21 protein-coding genes are annotated in these 26,393 nt (G+C 64.1%); 11 read left to right on the top strand and 10 right to left on the bottom strand.

Annotated features, from left to right (window positions below):
* Positions 1–42 precede the first annotated feature (42 nt).
* Positions 43–474 (bottom strand): hypothetical protein, encoded by a 432-nt coding sequence (locus O0880_RS26020; RefSeq protein ID WP_071325405.1) that lies wholly within the window; start codon positions 472–474, stop codon positions 43–45.
* Between the two features lie 148 nt (positions 475–622).
* Here O0880_RS26020 and O0880_RS26015 point away from each other — a divergent pair, with 148 nt between their 5' ends.
* From O0880_RS26015 to O0880_RS26000, 4 genes are all read left to right on the top strand, one after another.
* Positions 623–1,402 carry an ATP-binding cassette domain-containing protein gene (locus O0880_RS26015; protein WP_289889406.1) on the top strand — a complete coding sequence of 260 codons (780 nt, stop codon included), beginning with the start codon at positions 623–625 and terminating at the stop codon, positions 1,400–1,402.
* Positions 1,403–1,406: 4 nt separating this feature from the next.
* A complete protein-coding gene (locus tag O0880_RS26010) occupies positions 1,407–2,603 on the top strand; it encodes an ABC transporter permease (protein WP_071325406.1) in 1,197 nt (398 codons plus the stop codon).
* 194 nt (positions 2,604–2,797) lie between these two features.
* Complete coding sequence (locus O0880_RS26005; RefSeq protein ID WP_071325407.1) at positions 2,798–3,691, top strand: ABC transporter ATP-binding protein; 894 nt, start codon at positions 2,798–2,800, stop codon at positions 3,689–3,691.
* A 10-nt stretch (positions 3,692–3,701) separates the two neighbouring features.
* A complete protein-coding gene (locus O0880_RS26000) occupies positions 3,702–7,280 on the top strand; it encodes a M1 family aminopeptidase (RefSeq protein ID WP_289889405.1) in 3,579 nt (1,192 codons plus the stop codon).
* A gap of 59 nt (positions 7,281–7,339) precedes the next feature.
* Here the strand turns inward: O0880_RS26000 and O0880_RS25995 are convergent, their stop codons facing one another.
* The 5 genes from O0880_RS25995 to O0880_RS25975 all read right to left on the bottom strand — a co-directional run bounded on the left by O0880_RS25995 (position 7,340) and on the right by O0880_RS25975 (position 12,012).
* Positions 7,340–7,717: a hypothetical protein gene (locus O0880_RS25995; RefSeq protein ID WP_156894961.1), complete on the bottom strand. Its 378-nt coding sequence runs from the start codon at positions 7,715–7,717 to the stop codon at positions 7,340–7,342.
* A 173-nt stretch (positions 7,718–7,890) separates the two neighbouring features.
* A complete protein-coding gene (locus O0880_RS25990; protein WP_289889404.1) occupies positions 7,891–9,354 on the bottom strand; it encodes a catalase in 1,464 nt (487 codons plus the stop codon).
* 106 nt (positions 9,355–9,460) lie between these two features.
* Positions 9,461–10,117 carry a DsbA family protein gene (locus tag O0880_RS25985; RefSeq protein ID WP_289889403.1) on the bottom strand — a complete coding sequence of 219 codons (657 nt, stop codon included), beginning with the start codon at positions 10,115–10,117 and terminating at the stop codon, positions 9,461–9,463.
* 17 nt (positions 10,118–10,134) lie between these two features.
* Complete coding sequence (locus O0880_RS25980) at positions 10,135–11,004, bottom strand: MBL fold metallo-hydrolase (RefSeq protein ID WP_289889402.1); 870 nt, start codon at positions 11,002–11,004, stop codon at positions 10,135–10,137.
* An 87-nt stretch (positions 11,005–11,091) separates the two neighbouring features.
* Positions 11,092–12,012 carry a LysR family transcriptional regulator gene (locus O0880_RS25975; RefSeq protein ID WP_289889401.1) on the bottom strand — a complete coding sequence of 307 codons (921 nt, stop codon included), beginning with the start codon at positions 12,010–12,012 and terminating at the stop codon, positions 11,092–11,094.
* 96 nt (positions 12,013–12,108) lie between these two features.
* On the opposite strand from O0880_RS25975, the gene O0880_RS25970 reads away from it, so the two are divergent.
* The 5 genes from O0880_RS25970 to pcaC all read left to right on the top strand — a co-directional run bounded on the left by O0880_RS25970 (position 12,109) and on the right by pcaC (position 17,099).
* Positions 12,109–12,786, top strand: a complete 678-nt coding sequence (locus O0880_RS25970; protein ID WP_289889400.1) for a hypothetical protein — start codon at positions 12,109–12,111, stop codon at positions 12,784–12,786.
* Positions 12,787–12,951: 165 nt separating this feature from the next.
* Positions 12,952–14,352 (top strand): alkaline phosphatase, encoded by a 1,401-nt coding sequence (locus O0880_RS25965; protein WP_232251324.1) that lies wholly within the window; start codon positions 12,952–12,954, stop codon positions 14,350–14,352.
* 29 nt (positions 14,353–14,381) lie between these two features.
* Positions 14,382–15,806 carry an alkaline phosphatase gene (locus O0880_RS25960; RefSeq protein WP_289889399.1) on the top strand — a complete coding sequence of 475 codons (1,425 nt, stop codon included), beginning with the start codon at positions 14,382–14,384 and terminating at the stop codon, positions 15,804–15,806.
* A 79-nt stretch (positions 15,807–15,885) separates the two neighbouring features.
* Complete coding sequence (locus tag O0880_RS25955) at positions 15,886–16,617, top strand: hypothetical protein (RefSeq protein ID WP_071325413.1); 732 nt, start codon at positions 15,886–15,888, stop codon at positions 16,615–16,617.
* 83 nt (positions 16,618–16,700) lie between these two features.
* Positions 16,701–17,099: a 4-carboxymuconolactone decarboxylase gene (gene pcaC / locus O0880_RS25950; protein ID WP_071325414.1), complete on the top strand. Its 399-nt coding sequence runs from the start codon at positions 16,701–16,703 to the stop codon at positions 17,097–17,099.
* Between the two features lie 80 nt (positions 17,100–17,179).
* Here the strand turns inward: pcaC and O0880_RS25945 are convergent, their stop codons facing one another.
* From O0880_RS25945 to dprA, 3 genes are all read right to left on the bottom strand, one after another.
* Positions 17,180–19,849 carry a DNA topoisomerase III gene (locus tag O0880_RS25945; protein WP_289889398.1) on the bottom strand — a complete coding sequence of 890 codons (2,670 nt, stop codon included), beginning with the start codon at positions 19,847–19,849 and terminating at the stop codon, positions 17,180–17,182.
* 367 nt (positions 19,850–20,216) lie between these two features.
* Positions 20,217–20,681: a DUF494 domain-containing protein gene (locus O0880_RS25940; RefSeq protein WP_071325416.1), complete on the bottom strand. Its 465-nt coding sequence runs from the start codon at positions 20,679–20,681 to the stop codon at positions 20,217–20,219.
* A gap of 94 nt (positions 20,682–20,775) precedes the next feature.
* Positions 20,776–21,882 carry a DNA-processing protein DprA gene (gene dprA, locus O0880_RS25935; RefSeq protein ID WP_289889397.1) on the bottom strand — a complete coding sequence of 369 codons (1,107 nt, stop codon included), beginning with the start codon at positions 21,880–21,882 and terminating at the stop codon, positions 20,776–20,778.
* 336 nt (positions 21,883–22,218) lie between these two features.
* Here dprA and def point away from each other — a divergent pair, with 336 nt between their 5' ends.
* Positions 22,219–22,761: a peptide deformylase gene (gene def / locus O0880_RS25930; protein ID WP_071325418.1), complete on the top strand. Its 543-nt coding sequence runs from the start codon at positions 22,219–22,221 to the stop codon at positions 22,759–22,761.
* Positions 22,762–22,860: 99 nt separating this feature from the next.
* Positions 22,861–23,817: a methionyl-tRNA formyltransferase gene (fmt, locus tag O0880_RS25925; RefSeq protein WP_071325419.1), complete on the top strand. Its 957-nt coding sequence runs from the start codon at positions 22,861–22,863 to the stop codon at positions 23,815–23,817.
* 70 nt (positions 23,818–23,887) lie between these two features.
* On the opposite strand, the gene O0880_RS25920 is transcribed toward fmt, so the two are convergent.
* Entirely contained in the window at positions 23,888–26,371 is a 2,484-nt protein-coding gene (locus O0880_RS25920) for a hypothetical protein (protein WP_289889396.1), read from the bottom strand.
* Positions 26,372–26,393 lie beyond the last annotated feature (22 nt).

The following is a 26,393-nucleotide window of genomic DNA, read 5'->3' as shown; positions in this document are numbered from 1 at the left end:
GCGGCCCGGCATGCCCACGTCGCGCGCAGGGCGAACGGGGCTTTATTGACTTGTGCGCGCTTTTTCCCGCTCGATCCAGTCCACCACGGGACCGACGGCGTCGAGGCCGGACAGGCTTTTCGCCACGCCCAGGTTCAGCGAAATGAGGAAGGAAATGCTGTCGACGGGAATATCGGGGCAATGCTGGCCGAAGGCGGCCAGGAAGCGCTCCGATTGCAGCACGCGCAAGACTTTTTCGCCGCTCATGAATTGCAGCACGCTGGCAATGCTGTGCCCGCCACCAATCGAGTGGTAAATGAACCGGTTGTAACGGGCGTCGATCTGCTTGAAATCGAGCGTTTCCTCCGTCATCAGGCCGGCCAGGTAATACAGGCCCAGGCTGACGCGAAAGAAACCGATGGCTTCGGCACTGGTCATGCCGGCGCGCGCCACGGCCAGCACCCTGTCCTGCATCGCCTGATCGATCGTTTGCATTGCACTCTCCCGCGCCGTCTGCCGGCGCCTACCGGGCCAGCTTGCATGAAGATGCTGTTTTTTTCAATAGACCAAACGATATTTCCATCTTGCAAGTTACATTTTTTGCATGCTACTCTCGTTCTTCCCCGTCGAATGGATGAATTACATGATTGAGGTCAAGCACCTGGCAAAACGTTTTCGCCTGCCGCCCCACAAGGGCAAGGCCGTGCACGTCAGCGACCCGCGCGAGCATGACGGCTGGTTCCACGCCGTGCGCGACGTCAGTTTCAGCTGCGCTCCCGGTGAAGTGCTGGGCTTGCTGGGACCGAATGGGGCCGGCAAGACAACCACCCTGCGCCTGTTGTCGACGGCCTTGCAGGCGGACGCGGGCAGCGCCCTCGTCAACGGTGTCGACGTGCTGCAGCAGCCGCTGGTGGCGCGCCAGAGCATCGGCTTCCTGTCCGGCTCGACGGGCCTGTACGGCCGCCTGACGGCGCGCGAGAACGTGGAATACTTCGGCCGCCTGCACGGCATGCCGGCCGACAAGCTGAAACGCCGCTGCGACGAGCTGTTCGCCCTGCTGCAGATGGAGGAGTACGGCAGCAAGCGGGCCGACCAGCTGTCGACGGGCATGAAACAGAAGTGCGCGATCGCCCGCACCGTCGTGCATGAGCCGCAAGTGGTGATCCTCGACGAACCGACGACGGGCCTGGACGTGATGTCGGCGAAGATCCTGCTCGACTTCATCGCCAGCTACAAGGCGCTGCGCGTGCCGCTGATCTTTTCCACCCACCACCTGCACGAGGTGGAAAAGCTGTGCGACCGGGTCTGCATCATCAACCGCGGCACCACGGCCTTCAACGGCACGGTCGACGCGCTGCGCCATCTGGGCGGCAGCGCCGACCTGTACGACGCCTTTGTCAGCGTCATCAACCAGGGAGCCTGACGCCATGTGGACCATCTATCTGAAAGAATTGCTGGAACTGACGCGCGACCGCAAGACGCTGATCTTCACGATCCTCATTCCCATCTTCGCCATGCCGCTGATCTTTGGCGGCTTTGCCTATGTCTCGAGCAATATGTTCAAGAATGCCAAGACGGCGGAAATGCGCTACGCCCTGTTCGGCAAGGACCATTCACCGGGCCTGAGCGCGCGTTTCGCCCAGCAGCACAACCTGCGCGAAGTGCCGCTGGCCAGCGAGGCCGAGATACGCCGCGCCATCGGCGACGACAGCATCAAGTTCGCGCTGGTCATTCCGCCGCGCTTTGAAGATACCTTGCTGCAACAGGAGCAGGCGAAGGTCACCTTGCATTACAACAGCGCCAGCACGGTCGATGTAACCCAGCAGCGGGTGCGCGAGATCGTCGACGCCTACAACGCCAGCCTGCGCGCCGACGCCCTGTCGGCGCTCAAGCTCAGCCCGGCCCAGCTGGCCTTCGCCCTCAACCCCATCGTGCTCGAGCGGCAATCGACGGCCGACGAGCGCGAGCAGATGGGCGCCATCATCGGCGGCATGGTGCCCTACCTGCTGCTGATGGTGTGCCTGACGGCGGCCATGTATCCGGCCATCGACCTGGGCGCCGGCGAAAAGGAACGGGGCACGCTGGAAACCCTGCTGCTGGCGCCCGTGCCGCGCAGCGCCATCGTGCTGGCCAAGTTCCTCGTGCTGTTTACCGTCGGCATGACCTCGGCCGTGCTGATGGTGGGCAGCATGGGCGCCCTGCTGGCCATCTTCGGCAGTTCGCTGGAAGGCCACATGGCCATCCTCGTGCATAGCATCGGCTTGCCCGACCTGGCCATGGTGACCCTGATGCTGGTGCCGACGGCCGCCATCTTCGCCTCGCTGCTGCTGTCGATCTCGATCTATGCGAAAAGCTACAAGGAAGCGGCCGGCCTGATCACGCCGCTGATGCTGTTTGTCATCCTGCCCACGGTGGCGGCCATGCTGCCCGGCGTCGAGCTGAACTGGATCTGGGCCATGGTGCCGCTGACGAATGTCTCGCTGGCCATGAAGGAGCTGGTGAAAGGCACCATGGATTACCGCATGTTCGGCGTGATCCTCGCCTCGACCACGGTCATCGCGGGCGCGCTGCTGATGCTGTGCCGCTGGTGGTTTAACCGGGAATCGGTTTTGTTCCGCAACTGACACTCACGCGGCGCGCCCGGAAAGGCCGGATCCGGCGCGCCGTCCACCCCTGCCAATTGCACTCTGGGCACGCGAAAATGCCGTGTATCGCATGCAACTGCCCAGTACGTCTTAAATTCAATACAATGCCAGCATAGAGAAGCCCTGGACCGCCTGCCTGGCGCAGGGCCGCAACAGCATGAGTTAGGAGTTGTATGGAATTGCAGATCCGCAAATTGTCGAAAACCTACGCGAATGGCGTGGTGGCGCTGGACAACGTCTCGCTGACGATACCACCGGGCATGTTTGGCTTGCTGGGCCCGAACGGCGCCGGCAAGTCGACACTGATGCGCACCCTGGCCACCTTGCAGGAATGCGATTCCGGCTCCGTCTTCTTCGGCGACTACGACGTGCTCGACGACAAGGACGAGGTGCGCCGCATGCTGGGCTACCTGCCGCAGGACTTCGGCCTGTACCCGAAAGTGACGGCCTACGAGCTGCTCGACCACTTTGCCACCCTGAAAGGCCTGTCGCAGCGGGCGCGCCGGCGCGAAGTGGTCGACGGCCTGCTGCAGCAAACCAATCTGTTCGACGTGCGCCACCAGCGCCTCGGCAGTTTTTCCGGCGGCATGCGCCAGCGCTTCGGCATCGCGCAAGCCCTGCTGGGCGACCCAAGACTGATCATCGTCGACGAACCGACTGCCGGCCTCGACCCGCAGGAGCGCGTGCGCTTCCACAACCTGCTGTCCGACATCGGCGAAGACAAGACGGTGATCCTGTCGACGCACATCGTGTCCGACGTGGCCGACCTGTGCGCCAACATGGCCATCATCAACAAGGGCCACTTGCTGCTGTGCGGCAAGACGCAGGAATTGATCGACGAAGTCAGCTACAAGATCTGGGCCCGCTTTGTCGACAAGAAGGAGCTGGCCAGCTTCCAGCAGCGCCACGCCGTCATTTCCACGCGCCTGCTGTCGGGCCGCACCCTGATCCACGTCTACAGCGACGAGGACCCGGGCGACGGCTTCGAGGAAGCCATCGGCGACCTGGAAGACCTGTATTTCGCCACCATTGCCGGGCGTCACCGCGTCGCCCCGCAGTGCGACTGAGGGGGCGGCCATGTTTGCCATCGCCCGCTTTGAAGCGCGACAGCGGCTCAAGCTGCTGTCCACCTGGGTGTATTTCGCCATGTTCCTGGCCCTGTCCATGCTGTGGATGGCGGCCGCCGGCGGCGTCTTCAAGGAAGCGAGCGTCAGTTTCGGCGGCAAGTTCCTGATCAATGCGCCGCGCTCGCTGGCGTTTACGTGCAGCCTGCTGGGCTGCTTCGGCGCCGTGGTGGTGGCCGCCATGATGGGCCGCTCGGTGCAGCAGGATTTCGAGTACGGCATGCAGCATTTCTTCTTCAGCGCGCCGATCAGGAAATACCAGTATGTTTTCGGCCGCTTTCTCGGCGCCTACCTGGTGCTGGCCGTGGTGTTTTCCAGCATCGTGCTGGGCGCCTGGCTGGGCGCCTGGCTGCCCGGCATCGATCCGGAACGGCTGGGGCCGCAGCGGGTGCTGGCCTACCTGATGCCGTATGCGTTCACCCTGCTGCCCAACCTGTTCATCTTTGGCGCCATCTTCTTCGTCATCGCCGCGCTGACGCGGCGCATGCTGCCCGTGTATATCAGCTCGGTGGTCATGCTGATCGGCTACCTGGTGGCGCCGTCGCTGGCGCGCGACCTCGACTACAAGACCCTGGCCGCCCTGATCGACCCCTTCGGCACGACGGCGCTGATACGCCTGACGGAATACTGGCCGAATGCGGAGCGCAATACGCGCCTGGTGACGCTGGAAGGCGTGTACCTGCTGAACCGCGCCATCTGGTCCGGCTTTGCCCTCGTGGCCTTGCTGCTCGGCTACTGGCGCTTCCACTTCCATGCCTCGCCCGACGCGGGCGCCTCGAAGCGCCACGGCGAGGGCGACGCCCCGCTGCGCCTGTCGAGCGCCTCGCTGGCGACGCAGGAAACGCCGGACTTCGCGCAGCGCAACCTGGCCGCCCTGCTCGTCAAGCTGAGCTGGCTGAACCTGCGCGAAACCATCAAGAACATTTATTTTGTCGTCATCGTGCTCGCCGGCGTGCTGACCATGTATGCGGGCGCGCTCGACATGGGCTCCATGTATGGCACGAACACCTATCCGGTGACGGAAAAGGTGCTGGAAATGGTCAGCGCCTCGTTCGCCCTGTTCATGCTGGTGATCACCACCTTCTATGCGGGCGAGCTGGTGTGGCGCGAACGCGAAGCGCGCATCCACCTGATGCTCGACGCCCTGCCCGTGCCGAACTGGCTGCCGCTGCTGTCGAAACTGTTTGCGCTGATCGGCCTGCAAGCCTTGCTGAGCCTGGTCATCATGCTGTGCGGCATGTCGATCCAGATCGTCAAGGGCTATTACCGCCTCGATCCCGGCCTGTACGTGGAATCGCTGTTCCTGTCGCACCTGCCCTACTACGTGCTGATCGCCGTGCTGGCCCTGTTCTTGCAGGTATTGATCAATCACAAGTACCTGGCGTATTTCGCCATGATTTTGTACTACATCGCCAGCGTCAGCGTGGGCTCGCTGGGCCTGGGCGACCCGCTCTTGCTGTACGGCAGCACGCCGGACTTCGTGTACTCGGCCATGAACGGCGCCGGCCACTATGTGCTGCGCGAGCGCTGGTACCTGCTGTACTGGAGCGGCGCGGCCGTGATGCTGATGGTGCTGTCGCTGCTGTTCTGGCCCCGCGGCGCGCAGGACAGCTGGCGCATCCGCCTGCGCCTGGCCCGCCATGCGCTGACGCGGCCCGTGCTGGCCAGCTTTGCCGCCGGCCTGCTGCTCTTCGTCGGCGCCGGCGGCGTGCTGTTCTACGTCTTCCACGTGGCCAACGACTACAAGTCCGACTACGCGCGCGATGCGGACCGCGCCAGCTTCGAGCGCCAGTACCGCAAGTTTGCCGCCGCGCCGCAGCCGAAGGTGACCGACGTCAAGCTCGACGTGGCCATCTACCCGGCGCGCCGCACCCTGGTCGTCAAGGGCCGCTACGTGCTGCAAAACAAGACCAGCTTGCCGATCAGCCAGATTCTCGTGCAGCAAGACCCGAGCGCCAGCATGCGCCTGCGCTTCGATGCGCGCGTGCATCCCGGCCTCGATGACGGCCAGCTGGGCTTTTACAGCTACCGCCTGGCCGCGCCGCTGGCGCCGGGCGCCACCCTGGGCCTCGATTTCGACATCAGCTACGCGCCGCGCGGCATCTTCGGCCTGGGCCAGGACACGCCCGTGGTGGCCAACGGCACCTTCTTCACGAATGCCGTGCTGCCGCATATCGGTTACCAGGCGCAGCTGGAGCTGACGGACCCGCGCGACCGCAAGAAACACGGCCTGCCGGCGCGTGAACGGGCCCTGCCGCGCGACGATGCGAAGGGACTGGCCGAGAATTACGTCAGCAACGATGCCGACCGCATCAACTTCGACGCCACCGTCAGCACCGTCGACGGCCAGACGGCCATCGCGCCGGGAATGCTGGACAACGACTGGATCGCCAATGGCCGCCATTACTTCCATTACACGATGGAGCGGCCCATCCTGAATTTCTATTCGATCCAGTCGGCCCGCTATGCCGTCAGGCACGAACGCTGGCAGGATGTGGCCATCGACGTGTTTTACCATCCCGGACATGAGTACAACCTCGACCGCTTCGTGCGCGGCAGCAAGGAAGCGCTCGAGTATTACACGAAGCAGTTCGGCCCCTACCAGCACAAGGTGCTGCGCATCGTCGAGTTCCCCCGCTATGTCAGCTTCGCGCAGTCGTTCCCGAACACCATCCCGTATTCGGAAGGACTGGGTTTTATCGCCAAGGTCGACGACAAGAACCCCAAGGACCTCGACTACCCGTTCTACGTCACGGCGCATGAAGTGGCGCACCAGTGGTGGGCGCATCAATTGGTAGGGGGCAACACGCGGGGTGCCACCGTGCTCAGCGAAACGCTGGCCGAGTATTCGGCGCTGATGGTGATGAAGAAAACCGTGGGCCCGGCCAAGATGCGCCGCTTCCTGCGCTATGACCTGAATCAATACCTGTCGGGCCGCAGCGGCGAACGCAAGAAGGAATTGCCGCTGGCCGAGAATGAAAACCAGGCCTACATCCACTACCACAAGGGCAGCCTGGCCATGTATTTGCTGCAGGACATCATCGGCGAAGACAAGGTCAACGGCGTGCTGCGCGACTTGCTCGCCAGCTACGGCCAGAAAGGCCCGCCATACGCGAGCGTGACGGCCCTGATCGACGGCTTGCGCAAGGTCACGCCGCCCGAGCAGGCTTACCTGATCGACGATCTGTTCGAGAAAATCGTGCTGTTCGACAACCGCGCCCTGTCCGCCACGGCCACCAAACGCAGCGACGGCAAGTATGCCGTCACCGTGAAGGTACAGGCGGGCAAGCTGATTGCCGGTGAGCAGGGAGAAGAACAGGATGCGCCGCTGCACGACCTGATCGAGATCGGCGTCGATGACGCGAATGGCCATCCGCTGCTGCGCGAACGCCAGCGCATGACGGCGCGCGAGGCCAGCTATACGGTGATCGTCAATGGACGGCCGGCCAAGGCCGGCATCGATCCCGACAATAAATTGATCGACCGCAAGCCGGACGACAATATGGTGACGGTCGACCTGGCCGAGCCCTGACGAAAAATGGCCGCCCTGGACCGGCGGCCATTGTCATGTCTCGATACCTCAGGCCACTGTCAGGCCGCGACGGCCCGCGTGGCGATGCTCACACTGATGCCCATCTCCGTCAGGTGCTGCATGTCGGCCAGGGTCAGGTCGAGCGGCGCATCGAGCGTGTCGTCGCCGCGCAGCTCCAGCTGCAGTTCGGCCACGATGCGCGGCATGGTGAACGTGACGCCGCGCGAACGGCATTCGGCCAGGTAGCTGCGTATGCGCGAGGGCAAGACTTGCGACTTGGCCGCCTGCGCGATGATCACTTCGAAACCGGAATCGAGGTAGACGCGGCCGCCCGCCTTGGCCTCGCCCTTGCGCCATTCGCGTTCGGGATCGGAAGGCAAGACTTCGAGGATGGATTTGAGCGTGGGGTCATCCCCATGCACCGACAACTTGGCCATATTCATATTGCAAGACTTTCTAGTCAGGGCGCCGCCGACAGGGGCGCGATCATCAGACCGACAAGTCTACGCATGGACGACAAATATGTCCACATGGCAATATTTAATATCAACTGTTAATTTGTGCTATATCAACAACAGGCGGAACAATCCTGCTCCGCCTGTGTCGTGGATTACAGCGCCACGCCGCGCGCCGCCAGCGCCGCCCGCACGCCGGCGCCATACGCGGCATCGGCCCGGTCGAAGTGCCCGAGTTGACGCTGCAGGGTTTCCGCCCGCACCTGGCTCAACGGTCCTGCCAGGTTATCGAACAGGTTCTGTCTGGCCTGGGCCGACATCAGGCGGAACAGATTGCCTGCCTGCGTGTAATCATCTTCCGCGCCGCGGCCATCGTAGCGCGCCGCGCCGCCGTCCAGCGCCAGCGCCGGCTCGCCATGGCCCAGGCCTTGCGGCTGCGTGCCTGCCGCCGCCACGTTCGCATAGTTTTGCGCCGCGCCGCCATTGCTGATCGCCATGCTGCCGTCGCGCTGCTGGTTATGGAAGGGGCAACGGGCCGCATTCACGGGCAAGTGCTGGTGGTTGGTGCCGACCCGGTACAGCTGGGCGTCGTGGTAGGCGAACAGCCGGCCTTGCAGCATCTTGTCCGGCGAATACCCCATGCCCGGTACGGCGTTGGCCGGCGAGAACGCCGCTTGCTCGACTTCCGCATGGTAATTGTCGGGATTGCGGTTCAGCTCGAAAATCCCCACGGGCAGCAGCGGGAAGTCCGCATGCGGCCACACCTTCGTCAAGTCGAACGGGTTCCAGCCCGTGCGCTGCTCCCATGCATCGAGTTGCTCCTGTGTCGCCACCTGCAGCTTGACTTCCCACTGCGGGAAATCGCCGCGCGCGATGGCGCCGAACAGGTCGCGCTGGGCATAGTCGGGGTCGTCTCCCGCCAGACGGCCCGCTTCCGCCGCGGACAGGTTACGGATGCCCTGGCGCGTCTTGAAGTGCCATTTTACATACACGCGCTGGCCGTCGGCATTGATCAGGCTATACGTGTGGCTGCCGAAGCCATCCATGTGACGGTAGCCGTCCGGCGTGCCGCGGTCCGAGAACAGCATGGTGACCTGATGCAAGCTTTCCGGCGCATGGCTCCAGAAGTCGAACATCATCTCGGCCGATTTCAAATTGCTGCGCGGATCGCGCTTTTGCGTGTGGACGAAATCGGGGAACTTGATCGGGTCCTTGATGAAGAACATCGGCGTGTTATTGCCGACCAAATCCCAGTTGCCCTCTTCCGTATAAAAGCGCACGGCGAAACCGCGCGGGTCGCGTTCCGTGTCGGCACTGCCGCGCTCGCCGCCAACCGTGGAAAAGCGGGCAAAGGTGGCCGTCTGCTTGCCCACTTCGGCAAACAATTTCGCCTTGGTGTAGCGCGAGATGTCGTGCGTGACGGTAAAGGTGCCGTAGGCGCCCGAGCCTTTCGCGTGCACGACGCGCTCGGGAATGCGCTCGCGGTTGAAATGCTGGAGTTTTTCGATCAGGTGGAAGTCTTGCAGCAGCAAGGGGCCGCGGGGGCCGGCGCTGATGGAATTCTGGTTGTCGGCGACGGGAATGCCCGAGGCGGTGCTGAATGGCGGCTGTTGGCTCATGACTGCTTTTCCTTCGTTGTTGGCTGATGAAATCAGTGTAACGAGTGCAACAACAAAGGAAAAGCTAATTGATTTTATCGAGTCGATAGGTATTTACAATGTCAACCTACACTGCGCAGCCGGCGGCGCCGCACGCGCCACCGAGCTGCGCCTGCCACTTCGCCGGCTGGCCCAGAAAGCCCCCGATATCGATCACGGACAGCTTGCCTGCGCCATCGTCGAGCACGAACGTGGGGAAGCCCTGGCCGCCCACCTGCGCCAGCAGGGCGCGGCTGGCGGCGATGTGCTGCTCGGTGGCGGCGCCAGCCTGCCGCGCATACGCGGCGTCGAAGGCGGCGCCGTCCAGGCCCAGCTGCTGCGCCAGCAGCACCAGCACGGGCAGGTCGGCGATGCGCAAGCCTTCCACGTAATGGGCGCGCTGCAGGCGGTGCAGCATGTCCAGGCCCTTGCCGGCCAGGTCTTGCGCGGCCAGGATGGCCGTGATCGGCGGCGCGGAATCCATCATGGCCGTGGTGTCGTTCAGCAAGCCGTTCAGGTAGGCGTCGCCAAACGGCTGGCCCGACAGTTGCTCGATGCGCCGGTCATGCGGCAGCACATAGCCGCGCCATTCGGGCGTGATCTGGCGGCGATTGCTGCCCGTCATCATGCCGCCGCCGTGCAACGCCACCGTCAGGCCGGGCACGGCGCGCGCCGCCTCGACCAGCGGAGCGGCGCCATAGCACCAGCCGCACAGGGGATCGAAAATGTAATGCAGCACAGGCATGGCGACGTCCTTGCTGCTTACCATTTCATTTCACCCTTGGCGACCTTCGCGCTGGTTTCCAGCGCGCCATCGAGGCCCAGCGCCGGATAGTGCCGCTTCATCGCTGCGATCAGCGCGTTGGAATTGGCGGCCTTCGCCGTTTCCGCCTCGAACGTCACCAGGTAGTCGCGCGTAAAGCCGATGCTGTCCGGCGTCAGCGGCGAGCCGACCTTGAAGTGGCCGGGCACGACAGTGACAGGCTTCAGCGCGGCGATGCCATCGAGGGTCTTGAGCCAGTCCTGGCGCGATTGCAGGCTTTGCGTATCGGCCGTCCACACGTGCAAGTTACCAAACAGCACCACGCCGCCGACGACGGCCTTGATCGACGGAATCCACACATAGGTGCGCGATGGCGTCGGGCCGGCGATGTCCAGCGACTGGCCCTCCAGCGTGATGCGCTGACCCTTCAGCGCTTCCGGGATGACGATGGCGTGCGGCGCATTGTCTTTCAGGATCGGGCCCCAGTAGGCGACCTTGGCATCGGCCTTGCGGCGGATTTCCGCCACGGTTTCCGGCGTGGCAACGATTTTTGCCTGCGGGAACGCAGCCTTGATCACGTCGAGGCCAAAGTAAAAATCGGGATCGCTGTGGCTGATGTAGACCGTCGTCAGTTTCTTGCCGCTGGCGCGGATCTTTTCCACCAGCTTTTGCGCTTCGGCGCGCGAGAATTGCGCGTCGATCAGCACGGCGTCATGCTTGCCGGCCACCAGCACGGAAGCGACGGGGAAGATGGCCGCTTCGCCCGGGTTGAACACGTCCAGGGTCAATGGGGCGCTGGCGGCGGCCGAGGCGGCGCCGGCGGCAAACACGCTGGCAACAAGGATGCTGGTAATGGATTTGGAGAACATGATGCGCCTTCACAAGAAGTTGGGATGACTGCATCTTACGTTGCTCAATCCGGTAGAAAAACCCGGTATTTCGCAATTGTTTGTTGCTTAAATCGGTGCAATCAACAACTGTTCAGCCACCGCGTGCAGCCACTGCCCCGCCAGCGCGCCATCCCACACGAGCAGCACCTGCTCGCTGCAGTCGACGGCATCGGCCACCTCGACGCCCAGCAAATCGTGTGCGCGCACGGCGAAGTCCGGCAGGTAGGCCAGCGCCCGGCCGGACTGCACATAAGCGAGCAGCAGCTGCACGTCGTCGCTCCAGTAGCGGATGGTCCGCCCGGCCGTGCCGCGCCAGCCATCGGCGTGGCGGCCCCGCTCCTCGCCGCACAGCAGGGAATGCGTGGGACTGGCGAACGCATGGCGCAAGACCTCGTCCAGGCTGCAGGGCACGCAGGCGGCCGCCGCCGGCACGCCGTGCGCCAGCGCATGCGAGCGCCCGGCCGCCAGCCGCATGCGCATGCTGCCCAGCGCCTTGCATTGCCAGCTGGCGGGCCAGTCGCCGCCACGCTGGGCGATGGCTTCCTGCGTCACCAGCGCCGCATGGCAATCGCCGCGCGCCAGGGCCGCCAGCGCCGCATCCTCGAAGGCGGGCTGCAGGCGCAGGCTGGCCTGCGGATAGGCGTCCAGCGCCGAGGCCAGCGCCGCCGCATGGCGCCACAGCAGCAGGGCCGGGCCGGCGATGCGGGCATCGATGGCGCCCCGCGCGCCCGTCACATCGTGGCGTGCCTGCTCGGCCAGCGCCAGCAAGGGGCGCGCCCGCGCCAGCAGCAGGCGGCCGCTGTCGTTGAGCAGCAATTGCTTGCCGGCCCGGTCGAACAGCGGCGCGCCCACGGCGCCCTCCAGGCGGCGCAAGGCTTTCGACACGGCCGATGGCGTCACATGCAGTTCCAGCGCCGCCGCGCCCAGGGTCGGCTGGCGCGCGGCGCTGCAAAACACGCGCAGGTCGGCAAGGCTCATGCTCATCATGATTTCCAGACAGGATACAAAAAGTGAAAAATGGTTGCTGTACCGTTCATGATACCGCCCCTATCATCGTGGCATTCCAACTCATCGATCAAAACCATGCTGCGCCCCCTCTTCCTGTCCCTGTTCCTGTTCGCTGCCAGCCTCGCCCACGCCACGCCCCCGACCTGGGGCGTGCACGGCATGGTGCTGTTTGGCGGCCAGCAAGGGCTGTATGCCTCGCATTTGCCGATGTTCCATGCGCCCCACGATTACCAGGTGGTGCTGCAAGTGCACCTGGCCGACCCCGCCCTCGATGCCCGGCTGCGCGCGCAGCTCGATGGCCGCACGGCGCTGTGGACGCTGGAACCCGAGCGCTTCGAGCTGGCGCGCCTGCTGCCGGACGCGCCGCAGCCGCTGCGCCAGTTCCGGGCCACGGTGGTGCGCGGGCATTTCGAAAAGGATGGACAAGCCGAGCCCGGCTACGCCGATGCCGCCATCGTCGTCGAGCGCGTCCTGCTGATGCGCCAGCTCTCCCCGGCGCCCGCCGTTAGCGCCAGCGCGCGCTACCTGCAGGTGGGCGACGGCACGCAGCGCTTCCTCGTCAAGCACATCGACAGCCGGCCCGATTTCGAGCATATCGTCGCCTGGACCAGCGCTGCGCAGGCGCCGCATGGCGATATCGTGGCGAGCAAGTCGGGCGTGCAGGAAACCCCGGCGTCCGTCTTGCGCACGCGGCTGGGAAAAACGGCCACCTTGCGCGGCACGCTGTATTTTTCCACCGAGGATGTGCGCTAAAACAACATCACCGGCCGCGGCGTAGCGCCGTGGCGCAAGCTGCTACAGCGTCATGAGGGTGTCACATTGGATTGCTATCTTGCTAGCTCTTTCAAACCTAGCCGGATGAACCACATGACACGCAGAAAAATTTCCGTCGCTGGCTGCAGCGTCGCCATCACCCTGATGCTGGCCGCCTGCGGCAGCGACAGCAAAAAAGAAGACGTTGCGCCAGAAGCGCCGCCGAAAAATGTCATCTTCTTCCTCGGCGACGGCATGGGCCTGACCACGATGACGGCCGCGCGCATCTATTCGGTAGGCGAAGACGGTTCGCTGACCATGGACACCCTGCCGGAAACGGCCTTCGTCAAGACCTTCTCGAACGACGCGCAAGTGACGGACAGCGCGCCGTCGATGGCCGCCTACATGACCGGCGTCAAGATGAACAATGAAGTCATCTCGATGTCGGCCAACACGGTCGCCATCGATCCTGGCACGGACGCCAACGGCAACAAGCTGGTCAACAAATGCGGCAGCGGCAACGGCACGCCCGCCACCACCCTGCTGGAACTGGCCAAGGCCAAGGGCTTCGCCGCCGGTGTCGTCAGCACGGCGCGCGTGACGCACGCCACGCCGGCGGCCACCTATGCGCACATCTGCCACCGCGACCTGGAAAACGATATCGCCGCGGCCCTCGTGCCGGGCGGCACCGGCTACAACGGCGCGCTGGGCACCACCGGCCTGGAAGTGGTCCTGGGCGGCGGCGCACAATTCTTCAAGCCGTTCAAGGACGGCGGCAAGCGCGCCGACGGCCGCGACCTGGTGGCAGAATTGAAAGCGAAGAGCTACACCATCGCCAACACGGGCGCCGACTTCAAGGCTGTCGATGCGACCAAGACGGAGCGCCTGTTCGGCGTGTTCACCTCCAGCCACATGAGCTACGACCTGGACCGCGACGCGGCGAAAGAACCTAGCCTGGCGGAAATGACCACCAAGGCCATGGATGTGCTGGCAAAAAACAAGAAGGGCTACTTCCTGATGGTCGAAGGCGGCCGCATCGACCATGCGCTGCACGAAACGACGGCCAAGAAGGCCCTGCAGGACACGGTCGCCTTTGACAGCGCCATCAAGGCCGCCATCGAAAAAGCCAAGGTCAGCGACCCGACCCTGGCCAATACCCTGATCGTCGTCACGGCCGACCATGACCATACGCTGGTGCTGAACGGCTACGCCAAGCGCACGGGCAAGACGGCCGCCGGCAATCCTGGCGTGCTGGGCGTGGTGAAGAACTACGTGACCGGCGCGGTCGAGAAGGACCTCGATGGCGCACCGTACTCGATCATCGGCTTCGGCAATGGCGAAAACCGCACGCAATCGAGCCGCGCCGCCATGGCCAGCCTCGACGAAACCGTCACCAGCGCCAATGCCTACCACCAGGAAGCGGTCATCCGCACCACGGCCGGCAATGAAACGCACGGCGGCACCGACGTCTTCCTGGGCGCCATCGGCAAGGGTTCGGAAACCTTCCTGGGCACCATCGACAACACCAAAGTATTCGGCCTGGTCAAGACCGCCGGCGGTCTGTAATCCCCAAGAGACAAGAATTGGACAAGCATATGAAACCCGCATTGAAACCCGCCGCACTGAAATCTGCTCTGAAACTCTCCTTGCTGACCACGCTCGTGGCGGCCAGCGTTGCCAGCGCCTACGCCGCCGACGCCAAGAACGTCATCGTCTTCCTCGGCGACGGCATGGGCCCGTCCGTCGTGACGGCCTCGCGCATCTACAAATACGGCGAAGACGGCAGCCTGACGATGGACACGCTGGAGCGCACGGCGCGCATCAAGACGTTCTCGAACGATGCGCAAACGACGGACAGCGCGCCGTCGATGGCCGCCTACATGACCGGCGTCAAGATGAACAATGAAGTCATCTCGATGGCGCAGGACACGATCGCCAAAGAACCGAGCCGCGACGCCAACGGCAACCTGGGCGTGGACAATTGCCCGGCCGGCGGCAAGACCGTGCCGACCATCCTGGAACTGGCGAAAGCCAAGGGCAAGGCCGTGGGTGCCATCACCACCACGGAACTGACGCACGCCACGCCGGCGACGACCTTCTCGCACATCTGCAACCGCAATGCGCAATACGCGATCGCCGCGCAAACGGCGCCGGGCGGCGCCGGCTACAACGCGGCCCTGGGCGACGGCGTGGATGTGCTGATGGGTGGCGGCCGCAACCACTTTACCCCATGGTCGGCCAGCAACAAGTATGGCCGCGCCGATGGCCGCAACCTGTTGACGGAATTTGCCGCCAAGGGCTACACCGTGGCCGCGACGAAAGCGGAAATGGCGGCGGCGCCGAGCGGCAAGAAGTTCATCGGCCTGTACAGCACCCGCAGCCACCTCGAATATGAGCTGGACCGCACCGCCACGCCGCCGCTGGGCGAAGGCGCGACCCAGCCTAGCCTGTCGGAAATGACGCTGAAAGCCATCGACTTGCTGTCGAAAAACGCGAACGGCTACTTCCTGATGGTCGAAGGCGGCCGCATCGACCACGCCCTGCACGGCATCAATGCCAAGCGCGCGCTGACCGATACCATCGCTTTCGACGACGCCATCAAGGCCGCCATCGCCAAGATCAAGGAAACCGATCCGACCCTGGCCAACACCTTGATCGTCGTCACGGCCGACCACGACCACACCCTGGCCTTCAACGGCTATGGCAAGCGCGGCAATCCTATCCTCGACATCAACCGCGGCTACAAGGACAACCAGCCAAGCAAGGATGCCGATGGCAATACCTACACCACCCTGGTATTCGGTAACGGCCCGAACCGTCCTGACCTGCGCAGCAACGTCGACAGCGCCACGGCCCTGAAAGACAATTACCTGCAAGAAACAGGCGTACGCCTGGCCAGCGAAACCCACGGCGGCGGCGACGTCAAGCTGCTGGCCACGGGCGCCGGCGCGAAGACCTTCAAGGGCACGCTGGACAATACCAAGGTGTTCGACCTGCTGAAGGCGGCACTGGGCTTCTGATGTAGCACCAGCAGCGCAACCCCACCGGGGCGGATGGCAGGATTGCCCTCCGCTCCCTTTGCACAATAAAGGCAACACCATGAAACCGACCCTGATCGCCATCCTCCTCGCCGCCGGCTTCGCCGGCCCGGCCCAAGCCGCCGCCCCCGCCGCGCCTGTCGACCTGGACCTGGGCATCACGTATTACAGCCGCGTGCTGACGCCGGAAGGCGTGACGCGCGAAAGCCGCTACGAAGAGAAGATGCTGCGCCGCCCCGGCCACGTGTGGGTCGAGCGCGTACTGGCGCCGGCCACCGATGCGCATGCGGGACACGCGCATGGCGAAAACAAGAAAGTGGCGCTGAAAACGACGACGGCGGCCACGCAGCATGAACACAAGCACTTCAATCCCGTGCTGATTCCCCGCCACGTGGTGCTGGAAAAGAACACGGTGCGCGTGGAATACATCGACGCGCACGACAAGATCGTCGTCGCCATCCCCAAGGCCGAGTATGAAAACGTCAATTTCGACGGTTCCTGGGAAAACAGCTTTTATCTGCTCGATCCGAAACTGGTCACCGCCATGCCGCTGTCGAAGCAGGCGTCCAACGTGCCGGGCGCGCGCTGGCGCGAAGTGGAAAAGAATGGCGTGTTCCAGCGCATCCTGTGGGACGAGCAAAAGCAGATCCCGCTCGTCATCGAGAGCGGCGACCGCGCGAACACTTTCTATCGCCGCGTCGACGTCAAGCTGCAGCCGACCGTGAGCAAGGCGCAGCCGTGGGCAAACCTGCAGAACTACGCGCAGCGCGAATACTCCGACTATCTCGATTAATCGCGCCACACGGCGCCATGCCGCGCTTGACCACCGTTTGCCCGCTCGCTAGTATCTGAAGCGTACAGCAACGGGAGCGCGGCATGGATGAACAATTCGAGAATGGTTTGCGCATGCGCAAACAGGTGATGGGCGACGCCTTTGTCGAGCGCGCGTTTGCCCAGGTCGACGCCTTCACGGCCCCCTTGCAGGAATTCGTCACGCGCAACGCCTGGGGCACGACCTGGTGCCGCGACGGTCTGGACCTGAAAACGCGCAGCCTGGCCACCATCGCCATGCTGACGGCCCTGGGACGGGCCCAGGAACTGCGCGGCCACGTGCGCGGCGCCGTCAACAATGGCGCCTCCATGCAGGAGATCCAGGAAGTGCTGCTGCACGCGGCCGTGTATTGCGGCATGCCGCTGGCCATCGATGCCTTCCGCTCGGCGCATGAAGTGCTCCGGGAAATGGGCCTGGTGGAGCCGGCCGCACCGCCAGCCTGATCGGGGGACGCCAGGTCGGGACATAAAAAAAGCCAGGGATCGCTCCCTGGCTTTTTTGCGCTGGCCCATGCCGCCGCGAATTACTCCGCCGCTGCCGCTGCCTTCTTCGCCGGCGCCTTCTTGGCGGCCGGTTTTTTCCCGGCCGTCGCCTTCTTCGCTGGCGCCTTCTTCACGGCCGCCGCTTTCTTGACCGCCGTTTTCTTCGCTGGCGCCGCGCCTTCTTCGCCGTCGACCTCGGCGGCAGCCGCCTTGGTCTTCGCGCCCGGCTTGGCCTTGCGCTCTTCAAACTCGAAGCTCACCTTGCCATCCTTGCCGCGCACGAGGAAGGCCTTGAACGGACGACGCGTGCGCTGCGATACAAAGCCCGGCAACAGGTCGGTCTTGCCATCGTTGAGCAGTTTCGCCATTTGTTCCGGCAAGATTTCCTGCTGCAAGATGATGCGGCCGCTGCGGAAATCGCACGTCTTCGGTTTCGCCACGCTGTGCTCGCACACATAGGCCAGGCCCATTTCATACACGCCGGCGTTGCACTTGGGGCACGGTCCCACGGGCGTCTGGCCCGTGAAATCGACGCCTTCGCCATCTTCGCTCTCGTCGTTCTGGCCGAAATCGAACTCCAGCTTGAAGTTCTTGATCTCTTCATCGCGCACGATGCGCAGGATGGCGGCGAACGGACGGCCCATCTTCGAGCGGAAGCCTTGCAGCGGGCCGATGGTGCGGTCCTTCAGCAATTGTTCCACTTCCGCGATTTCAAACTGGCGCGAACCCGGTGTCTTGCTCATCGAGAATTCGCACTTGGTGCAGGCGAAACGGCGATAGTTTTCCTTCACCACGCCGCCGCAGTTCGGGCATGGCGTTTCCAGGGTGGCGTAGTCGCCGGGAATGGTGTCGTTGTCGTATTCCTTGGCGCGCTTGACGATGATTTGCGTCATCTGCGCGATTTCACGCATGAATTCTTCGCGCGAAATCTTGCCTTTTTCCATCTGCGACAGCTTGTATTCCCACTCGCCCGTCAGCTCCGGCGCCGTCAATTCATTGACGCCCAGGCCTTTCAACAAAGTCATCAGCTGCGATGCCTTCGCCGTCGGAATCAGTTCGCGACCTTCGCGGATCAGATAGCGCTCCGTCAACAGGCCCTCGATGGTGGCGGCGCGCGTCGCTGGCGTGCCCAGGCCCTTGCCGGCCATCGCATCGCGCAGCTCGTCGTCGTCGATCAGCTTGCCAGCGCCTTCCATGGCCGACAGCAAGGTCGCCTCCGTGAATCGCGCGGGCGGTTTCGTCACCAGGCCATTCGCGCTGACGCTTTCCGTCTGCACTTTTTCGCCCTTGGCCACCGGCACCAGGTTGCCGTTGCCATTGCTTTCCTTGTCGGCGTCCGTCGATGCTTCCTTGCCGTAGATGGCCAGCCAGCCCGGATTGGTCATGACCTTGCCTTCAGTCTTGAACTGGTGGCCGGACACTTCCGTGTAGCGCGTGGTGACCTGGAATTCCGCAGGCGGGAAGAACACGGCCATGAAGCGGCGCGTGACGAGGTCGTACAGCTTCTGTTCCGGCTCGGACAGATTCTTGGGCGCGATCGTCGTCGGGATGATCGCGAAGTGATCCGAGATCTTCGTGTTGTCGAAGATGCGCTTGTTCGGCTTGACCCAGCCCTTGTCGATGATCTGCTTGGCGAACTGGTGATAGTTGCTGTTGTCCTTGACCGTTTCCAGCGCCTGCAGCACGGTCGGCATGTAGTCTTCCGGCAAGTGGCGCGAATCGGTACGCGGGTAGGTCAGCACTTTATGCTTTTCATACAGGGCCTGGGCCAGGCCCAGGGTGTTCTTGGCCGAGAAGCCGAAACGCGAGTTCGCTTCGCGCTGCAAGCTGGTCAGATCGAACAGGCCAGGCGCCATCGAGGTGGTCGGCTTCGACTCTTCCGTGACGATGCCTTGGCGGCCGCGGCAGGCGGTGGCGATCGAATCGGCAGCGGCCTTGCTCCACAGGCGCTCGGCGCGCTTCTCGGGATCGTTCTCGTCCTTCTTGAACTTCGTGTCGAGCCAGCGGCCTTCATAGATGCCGGCCGCGCAGACGAATTCGGCGCGCACTTCCCAGAAGTCGCGCGGCACGAATTTCTTGATCTTGTCTTCGCGCTCGACGACGATGGACAGCGTCGGCGTCTGCACGCGGCCCACGGTGGTCAGGTAAAAGCCGCCTTCTTTCGAATTAAACGCCGTCATGGCGCGCGTGCCATTGATGCCGATCAACCAATCGGCTTCCGAACGGCAGCGGGCCGCATCGGCCAGCGGCAGCATTTCCTCGTCGCTGCGCAGGTGGGCGAAACCGTCGCGGATGGCGCCCGGCGTCATCGACTGCAGCCACAGGCGCTTGACCGGTTGCTTGGCCTTGGCGTTTTGCGCGATCAGGCGGAAAATCAGCTCGCCTTCTCGCCCCGCATCGCATGCGTTGATGAGGGTGGTAACGTCTTTACGTTTGATCAGCTTGTTTAATACTTTGAGGCGCGCTTCCGTCTTGGCGATCGGGTTCAGCGCGAAATACGGTGGAATCATCGGCAAGTGCGCGAAACTCCATTTGCCGCGCTTCACGTCGAATTCTTCCGGCACGGCGATCTCCAGCAAGTGGCCGACCGCCGACGACAGGACGTATTCATCCGATTCAAAGTACTCATCGTGCTTGGTAAAGCCGCCAAGCGTCTTCGCGATATCGTTCGCGACAGAAGGCTTCTCGGCGATGATGAGGGTTTTTGTCATATTTTTTAGTCTCGAAAAATGCTCTAGGATAGTTTCAGCATGCGCATCATACAGTGCATTGCCAGGCGCCGACGCTTTTGTCTGCGCAAGGCCTTGTGACTTGTGGTCTTGTCAAGCGGCCAATGATAAGCGCCTATTGAAGAATTCGGCAAGTTATCTGCAAGCAAGAATGCGCCAGCGCAAACACCAGGGACTGGCGTGCGCGCCGGTGCAGCACATCGTAAAGGAGATGGCACGGCGGTGGCGCCAGGGTCAGGCAAACAGCTGCAGGAGACGCCGCAAGCCGGCATAAAGTCAGGGCAAGGCGCAGCGTCGCAGGCAGTAGCTGGTACGGCAAGGCGCGGCAACGCCGCCATGGACATGGTGATTAGTGCAGCAAGCGCGGGGGGAGGTCTTCGTCGTCGACGAACAGGTCGTCGAACATCAGCGCATCCGGTTCCTTGCCCTGGCTCCACAGCAGCATCAGCACGATGACTTTCAGCTTGCCCAGCGAGACGGGCGCCTCGTCGAGCGCCAGCGCCCGTTCGATGACGATTTCGCGCTGCAGCGGCGAGAGCACCTTGGCGCTTTCGAGGAACTGGATGAAGCCGACGGCGGCCGTGCCCAGCACGTCGCTTTCCTGCTGCACGTAAAAACGCGTGCCTGTCGCGCTGGCCGTCAGGGTTTGCTCGACGCCGGCCATGGCGTTCAAGTCCGTCAGCCAGACGAGCGCCTCGGAAATCTCCACGTCGTCGAAACCGACGGCCGACAGTTTGCGCGCCAGGACTGCCGGCTCGGGGCAGGCATCGGGGCGATAATAAGTCTCGTAGAGGTACACCAGGATATCGAACATGGCTCTACTCTAGCAGCTAAGTTCGCTGCGACACAAGGGTGCGCACCGACAAAGCGCCCCCGTGCGGCGTGGCCGCCACACAAGTGACAAGCTGTCATTTGCAGCGTTGAAACAGTCCTCCCGGCAAGCGTTCGGCCATGCCCGCCAGTTCCAGCGCCAGCAATTGCCCCATCAGTTCCCCCATGGACAGGCCGCTGCGCGCGGCCAGGCTGTCCGCGTCGACGGGATCGTGGCCCAGCGCGGCCAGCAGCGGTGTTGCCGCCGCGTCGGCCTGCGCCGGCACGCCGGGGGAGTCGCCCTGCCACTGCCATTCCTGCAGCACGTCGTCGGCCGACTCGACCAGCTTGGCGCCCTGCTTGATAAGCGCATGGCAACCCTTGGCCAGGGTGGAATGTATGGAGCCGGGCAAGGCAAACACGTCGCGCCCCTGCTCGCCGGCCAGGCGCGCCGTGATCAATGAGCCCGATTGCGCCGCCGCCTCGATCACCAGCACGCCGCGCGCCAGGCCGCTGATCAGCCGGTTGCGGCGCGGAAAATTGCCCGGCATGGCGGGCAAGCCCAGCGCATACTCGCTGACGATGCAGCCGTGTTCGGCAATTCTTTGCGCCAGATCAAGATTACGTCGCGGATACACGAGATCGGCGCCCGTGCCGATCACGGCCACCGTGGCGCCCGCGCCGCGCAAGCCGCCCTCGTGCGCGTGCGCGTCGATGCCCAGCGCCAGCCCGGAAATGATGGTCAGGCCCGCCGCGCTCAGCGCTTGCGCGAACGCGGCCGCGTTCTGCATGCCTTGCGCGCTGGCATTGCGGCTGCCGACGATGGCCACGCCCGGGCGCGACAGCAGCTCGACGCGGCCGCGCACATATAACAACAGGGGCGGATCGGCGATTTCCAGCAGCAGCGGCGGATATGCGCCATCGGCCAGGGTCAGCACGGCATTGCCTGGCTGTAGCAGCCATTGCAGGGTGAGTGCCAGCTGGCTGTTGGCGAGCGGCTTGGGCGGCTGCACGATGGCGCGCGCCACGCCGGCCGGCACCACCTCGCGCAAGGCCTCGAACGGCGCGGCAAAGATCTCCGGCGGCAAGCCGAAGCGGGCCAGCAAGGCGCGCGCCGCCACCGGCCCCACGCCGGGCAAGTGCTGCAGGCGCAGCCAGCCCGCCAGTTCGCTGGCCTCGTCCGCCGCCGTTGCAATTATCTGCATGACAACCTCGCTCCCTGCTCGCCCGGTGCCCGTTCAGTGCTGTGCCATTCCATGCTAGCGCCATGGTGCGCACGCGATGCCGACGCGCGCAAGGATGCGTGCAATGGCCGTGCAAAACGGCCCGCCATCCACAGGGCCATGGGCGTCTGTGATAAAATTTCCCTTTACAGCAGACAAATCGACGCACTGGCAAACGCATCTGCCGCGCCGTTGCGCCACACGCACCCAACCGTAGCGTACTCAGACACTCAATAACAATCCGCCATGCCATCGCGCGCATGGCCCAGGCATGAATTATCCGGCGCACCGGCGCCCACCTTAACCAGTCGAATCCGTATGTCCATATTAAATATCCTGCGTTACCCCGATCCTCGCCTGCACACGGTCGCCAAGCCCGTCACCGCCTTTGACGAGCGCCTGCAAACCCTGATCGACGACATGGCCGAAACCATGTACGACGCCCCGGGCGTGGGCCTGGCCGCCTCGCAAGTGGACGAGCATATCCAGATGATGGTGATCGACATCACCGAAGAAAAAAACCAGTTGCAAGTGTTCATCAACCCGGAAATCACCTGGGCCAGCGATGAAAAGCAGGTGTACGACGAAGGCTGCCTGTCCGTGCCTGGCGTCTACGATGGCGTCGAGCGCCCGGCCCGCATCAAGGTGCGCGCCCTGGACCGCCACGGCAAGCAGTTTGAACTGGAAGCCGATGGCTTGCTGGCCGTCTGCATCCAGCATGAGATGGATCATCTGCTGGGCAAGGTATTCGTCGAATACCTGTCGCCGCTCAAACGCAACCGCATCAAGACCAAGATGATCAAGGAAATCCGTGGTCTCGAGCGCGAAGCAAGCTTGCGCGCACAGAACCGCCGTTTCTAAGCCTCCGGGCGCCAGTGCTGCTAAACTGGACCAACCGTTACACCACGCCAGCCTGGCGCCCTCGGGCGCGGGCCTGCGCACCTCACGTCAAGGAACCATATGAAAGTGATCTTCGCAGGCACGCCTGAATTCGCCGCCACGGCACTGAAGGACTTGCACGAAGCGGGCTTTGAAATTCCGCTGGTGCTGACCCAGCCGGACCGCCCCGCCGGACGCGGCATGCAGATGCACGCCTCGGCCGTCAAGCAGTATGCGCAGCAGCATGGCATCGAAGTGCTGCAGCCGCTGTCCCTGCGCATGGACAGCAAGGACCCGCAGCGCGCCGCCGAGGCGAAAGCGGCCCACGAGCGCCTGCTGGCCCTTGACTACGACGTGATGGTGGTGGCCGCCTATGGCCTGATCTTGCCGCGCAGCACGCTCGACATCAAACCCTGCATCAATATCCACGGTTCATTGCTGCCGCGCTGGCGCGGCGCCGCGCCGATCCACCGCGCCATCGAGGCCGGCGACGACGAGACGGGCGTGACCATCATGCAGATGGAAGAAGGCCTCGACACGGGTCCCATGCTGGCCATCGAGCGCACGCCCATCGAGGCGGGCGACTCGACCGCCACCCTGCACGACAAGCTGGCCACCCTGGGCGGCAAGATGATCGTCGACACCCTGCGCAAGATGCAGCAGCAGCCGCTGGAAGCCGTGCCGCAGCCGGAAGCGGGCGTCACCTATGCGGCGAAGATCGCCAAGGACGAGGCGGCGCTGGACTTCAGCCTGCCGGCGCTGGAACTGGGCCTGAAAATCCGCGCCTTCAATCCGTTTCCCGGCGCCTGCGGCCAGGTCGATGGCGTGACCATCAAGATCTGGGCCGCCGACGTGCTGGAAGCGGACAGCAAGGAAGCGCCGGGCCAGGTGCTGGCGGCCGATGCCCAGCATGGCATCATCGTGGCCTGCGGCAATGGTTCGCTGCGCCTGACGCAACTGCAGAAACCGGGTGGCAAGCGCCTGCCCGCCGCAGAATTCATCAAGGGCTTCCCCCTCGAAGGCAAGCGCTTCGTTTAACACGACGGCGCTACGCACATAAAAAAAGGGCTTGCCGCGGCAAGCCCTTTTTGTTATCCGGCCATGGCGCTTAGCGACGCATGACCTTCATCAGGCGTCCACCGACGGACGACGACAGGCTGACCTCGAAGCGGCCACCGGCCGGCAAGGCGCTGACGTCGACGCTGGCGTTGCCACCAGTCAACTCACTGGCGATCACCGTCTTGCGGCCATCGGCGGCCACGTGCAGCACGGCCGCATACGGCTCGGCCTGCGCATTCCAGGCCAGCACCAGCTTGCCGCCGCTTTGTGTGACCTCAAAGCTCGCATCGTTGGCAGCGGCCTTGCTGCGGCGGGCCGGACGCTCCAGCTTGGCCAAGGCCTTGCCTTTTGACAACACTTCCACATCGCTGATCTCGCCCGGGTTGGCGAAGCTGACGCGGAAATGGCTGATGGCGCTGCCGCCATGATCGGCCAGCGCGACGGCATCGAATGGCAAGTCGATAGTCTGTCCTGACGCCGTCAGCAGGCGCAGCGTGTACGCCTGGCCGCTGCTGCCGGCAGCGGCGCCGACGCGCGCGGACGAGGCAACGGCCGGGCGCAGCGCCACGCCGGCCGGCGTGATGCGGCCGGAAATGGTCAGGTAGCCGTTCTCGGCCACGGACATGCTGGCGGCCAGCACATTGCTGCCCGTGATCTGCCGGCTGCTCTTTTCCAGGAACTGCTGCACGCGTGCATAGCTGTAGTCGGAGAACCAGGCACCGCTGCAATAGCTCATCACGTCCTTCATCGGCGTGCCCGCGCCATAGGCGGCCTGGCTCAGCTGGCCGAGGCTGCCCGCATAGCTGCTGTTATACAGTGGCTGCGGTCCCAGGTTGCCATTGGCGTACGGATAATCGGTCACGGCGTTGGCGGGGCCGCCGCAGGGAACGTGGGAAAGCGAATGGTTGTGGCCCAGTTCATGCACGAGCGTGGTCAGCCATTCAGGCCAGCTATTGCCGAACGGGTCGAGCGCCGCGATGCTGTTGAACTTGGCGTCCAGGCCGATGGCCGACGTGAAGTCGCTGCTGCCGGTGCGCAAGTTGATGTACGCGAGGCCGGCGGAACGGTTGACGGACATTTTCGGCACGAAACCATAATAATAGGCGCCGTTGTCTTCCTGGACACGGTTACGTTCCAGTTCTTGCAGGGCATTGCTCCACCAGCTGTCGGCCGTGCTGCTGCCAGGCATGCTCAGCGGCGCGCGCGTGCTGATGCTGATGTTTTCCACCGCATACGGATACACGCGGGTCAGCGCGGTACGGATGGCCTCGGCGTCAGGCAGCTGCGCCACGCCATCGTCAGTGCTCAGCGGTACCAGCACCAGGCGAATGCGCGCCGCGCTGGCCACGGCCGGTGCCGCCTCCTGGCTCACTTGCGTGCCGTCGTTGCCCACGGCCGTCACGCGCACGCGCACGCCGGGCAGAATCCAGGCCGCCGGCAAGACGCCGCTGAAGTTGCCATTGAAACTGTAATCGCTTTTTCCTGTCGGCAAAATGGCGGGACCGGTCATGTTGACGCTGCCCAGGTTGCTGCCATTGGCCGCCGTGGCGGTCAGGGTAACGGCAGGGCTGGCGCGGCCAGCCTGGGTGCCCAGCACGGACACGCGCACGGCAGCCGACTTGCCGCGCGTCAGGCGCAAGGCCGTATCGCTGGCGTTCAGATTGAGTACCTGCGCGAAATCAATGCTGCCCAGGGTAAAGGCCGCCACCGTGCCCGCATTGACGGCAACGCGCGAGGCGGCCGACAACAGCACATTGCCCGTCGCCGTGGCCGGCGCCGACAAGACCAGCTGGCCGACGCTGGCGCTGACGATGCTCGCCGGCGTGCCGCCCACCGAGGCCGAACTCACCTGGTCGAGGTTGCTACCCTGTACCGTCACCGACATCGTCGAACCGCTGATCACCGTCGAGATCGACGTCACCGTCACATTCGCCAACACCGTGTAGGTATCGTTGCTGATCACGTCGTTGTAAGGGCCGCGCACCGTCAGCAGTCCCGTTACGGCGCCCGCAGGCACGACCACGGTGACGCTGGTGGCGCTCTGGCTTTGCGGGGTCGCCGCCGCGCCATTGCCAAACTGCACGCCCGTCACGGCGCCCATGCCGCTGCCCGCGATGGTGACGCTGGACCCGACGCCGCCCGTCGCCGGGGCGACGCTGCTGACGGTCAAGGGCACGTACACGTTCACGTTATAGCTGGTGGCGGCCGTGCCGCTGGCACTGACCAGGCTCAGCGCACCGGTGACGGGCACGCCCGGCATGACCAGGGTGACGCTGCCATCGCTGGCTGCGCTGGTGGCGACCGTCACGCCGGCCACCTGGAAAGCCGTCACACGGCTGAGATTTGCGCCAGTGACGACGAGGCTGCCGCCGACGGCCACATTCGTTGCCGAAACGGCCGTCACGGCGGGAATGACGACGGGATTGCCCGACGTGGTCGCCACCACCGTGTCGCCGCCGCCACCGCCTCCGCCGCCGCCGCAGGCGGACAGGCCCAACGCGAGAAACAATGCAATCAGCAAATGGTTTTTCATGGCTGGCAACCTAGGGCACGCA

The sequence above is a fragment of the Janthinobacterium sp. SUN118 genome, assembly GCF_030397695.1.
In the GTDB taxonomy this organism is placed as follows: Bacteria; Pseudomonadota; Gammaproteobacteria; order Burkholderiales; family Burkholderiaceae_D; genus Janthinobacterium.
This window is presented reverse-complemented; position numbering and strand designations above follow the sequence as displayed.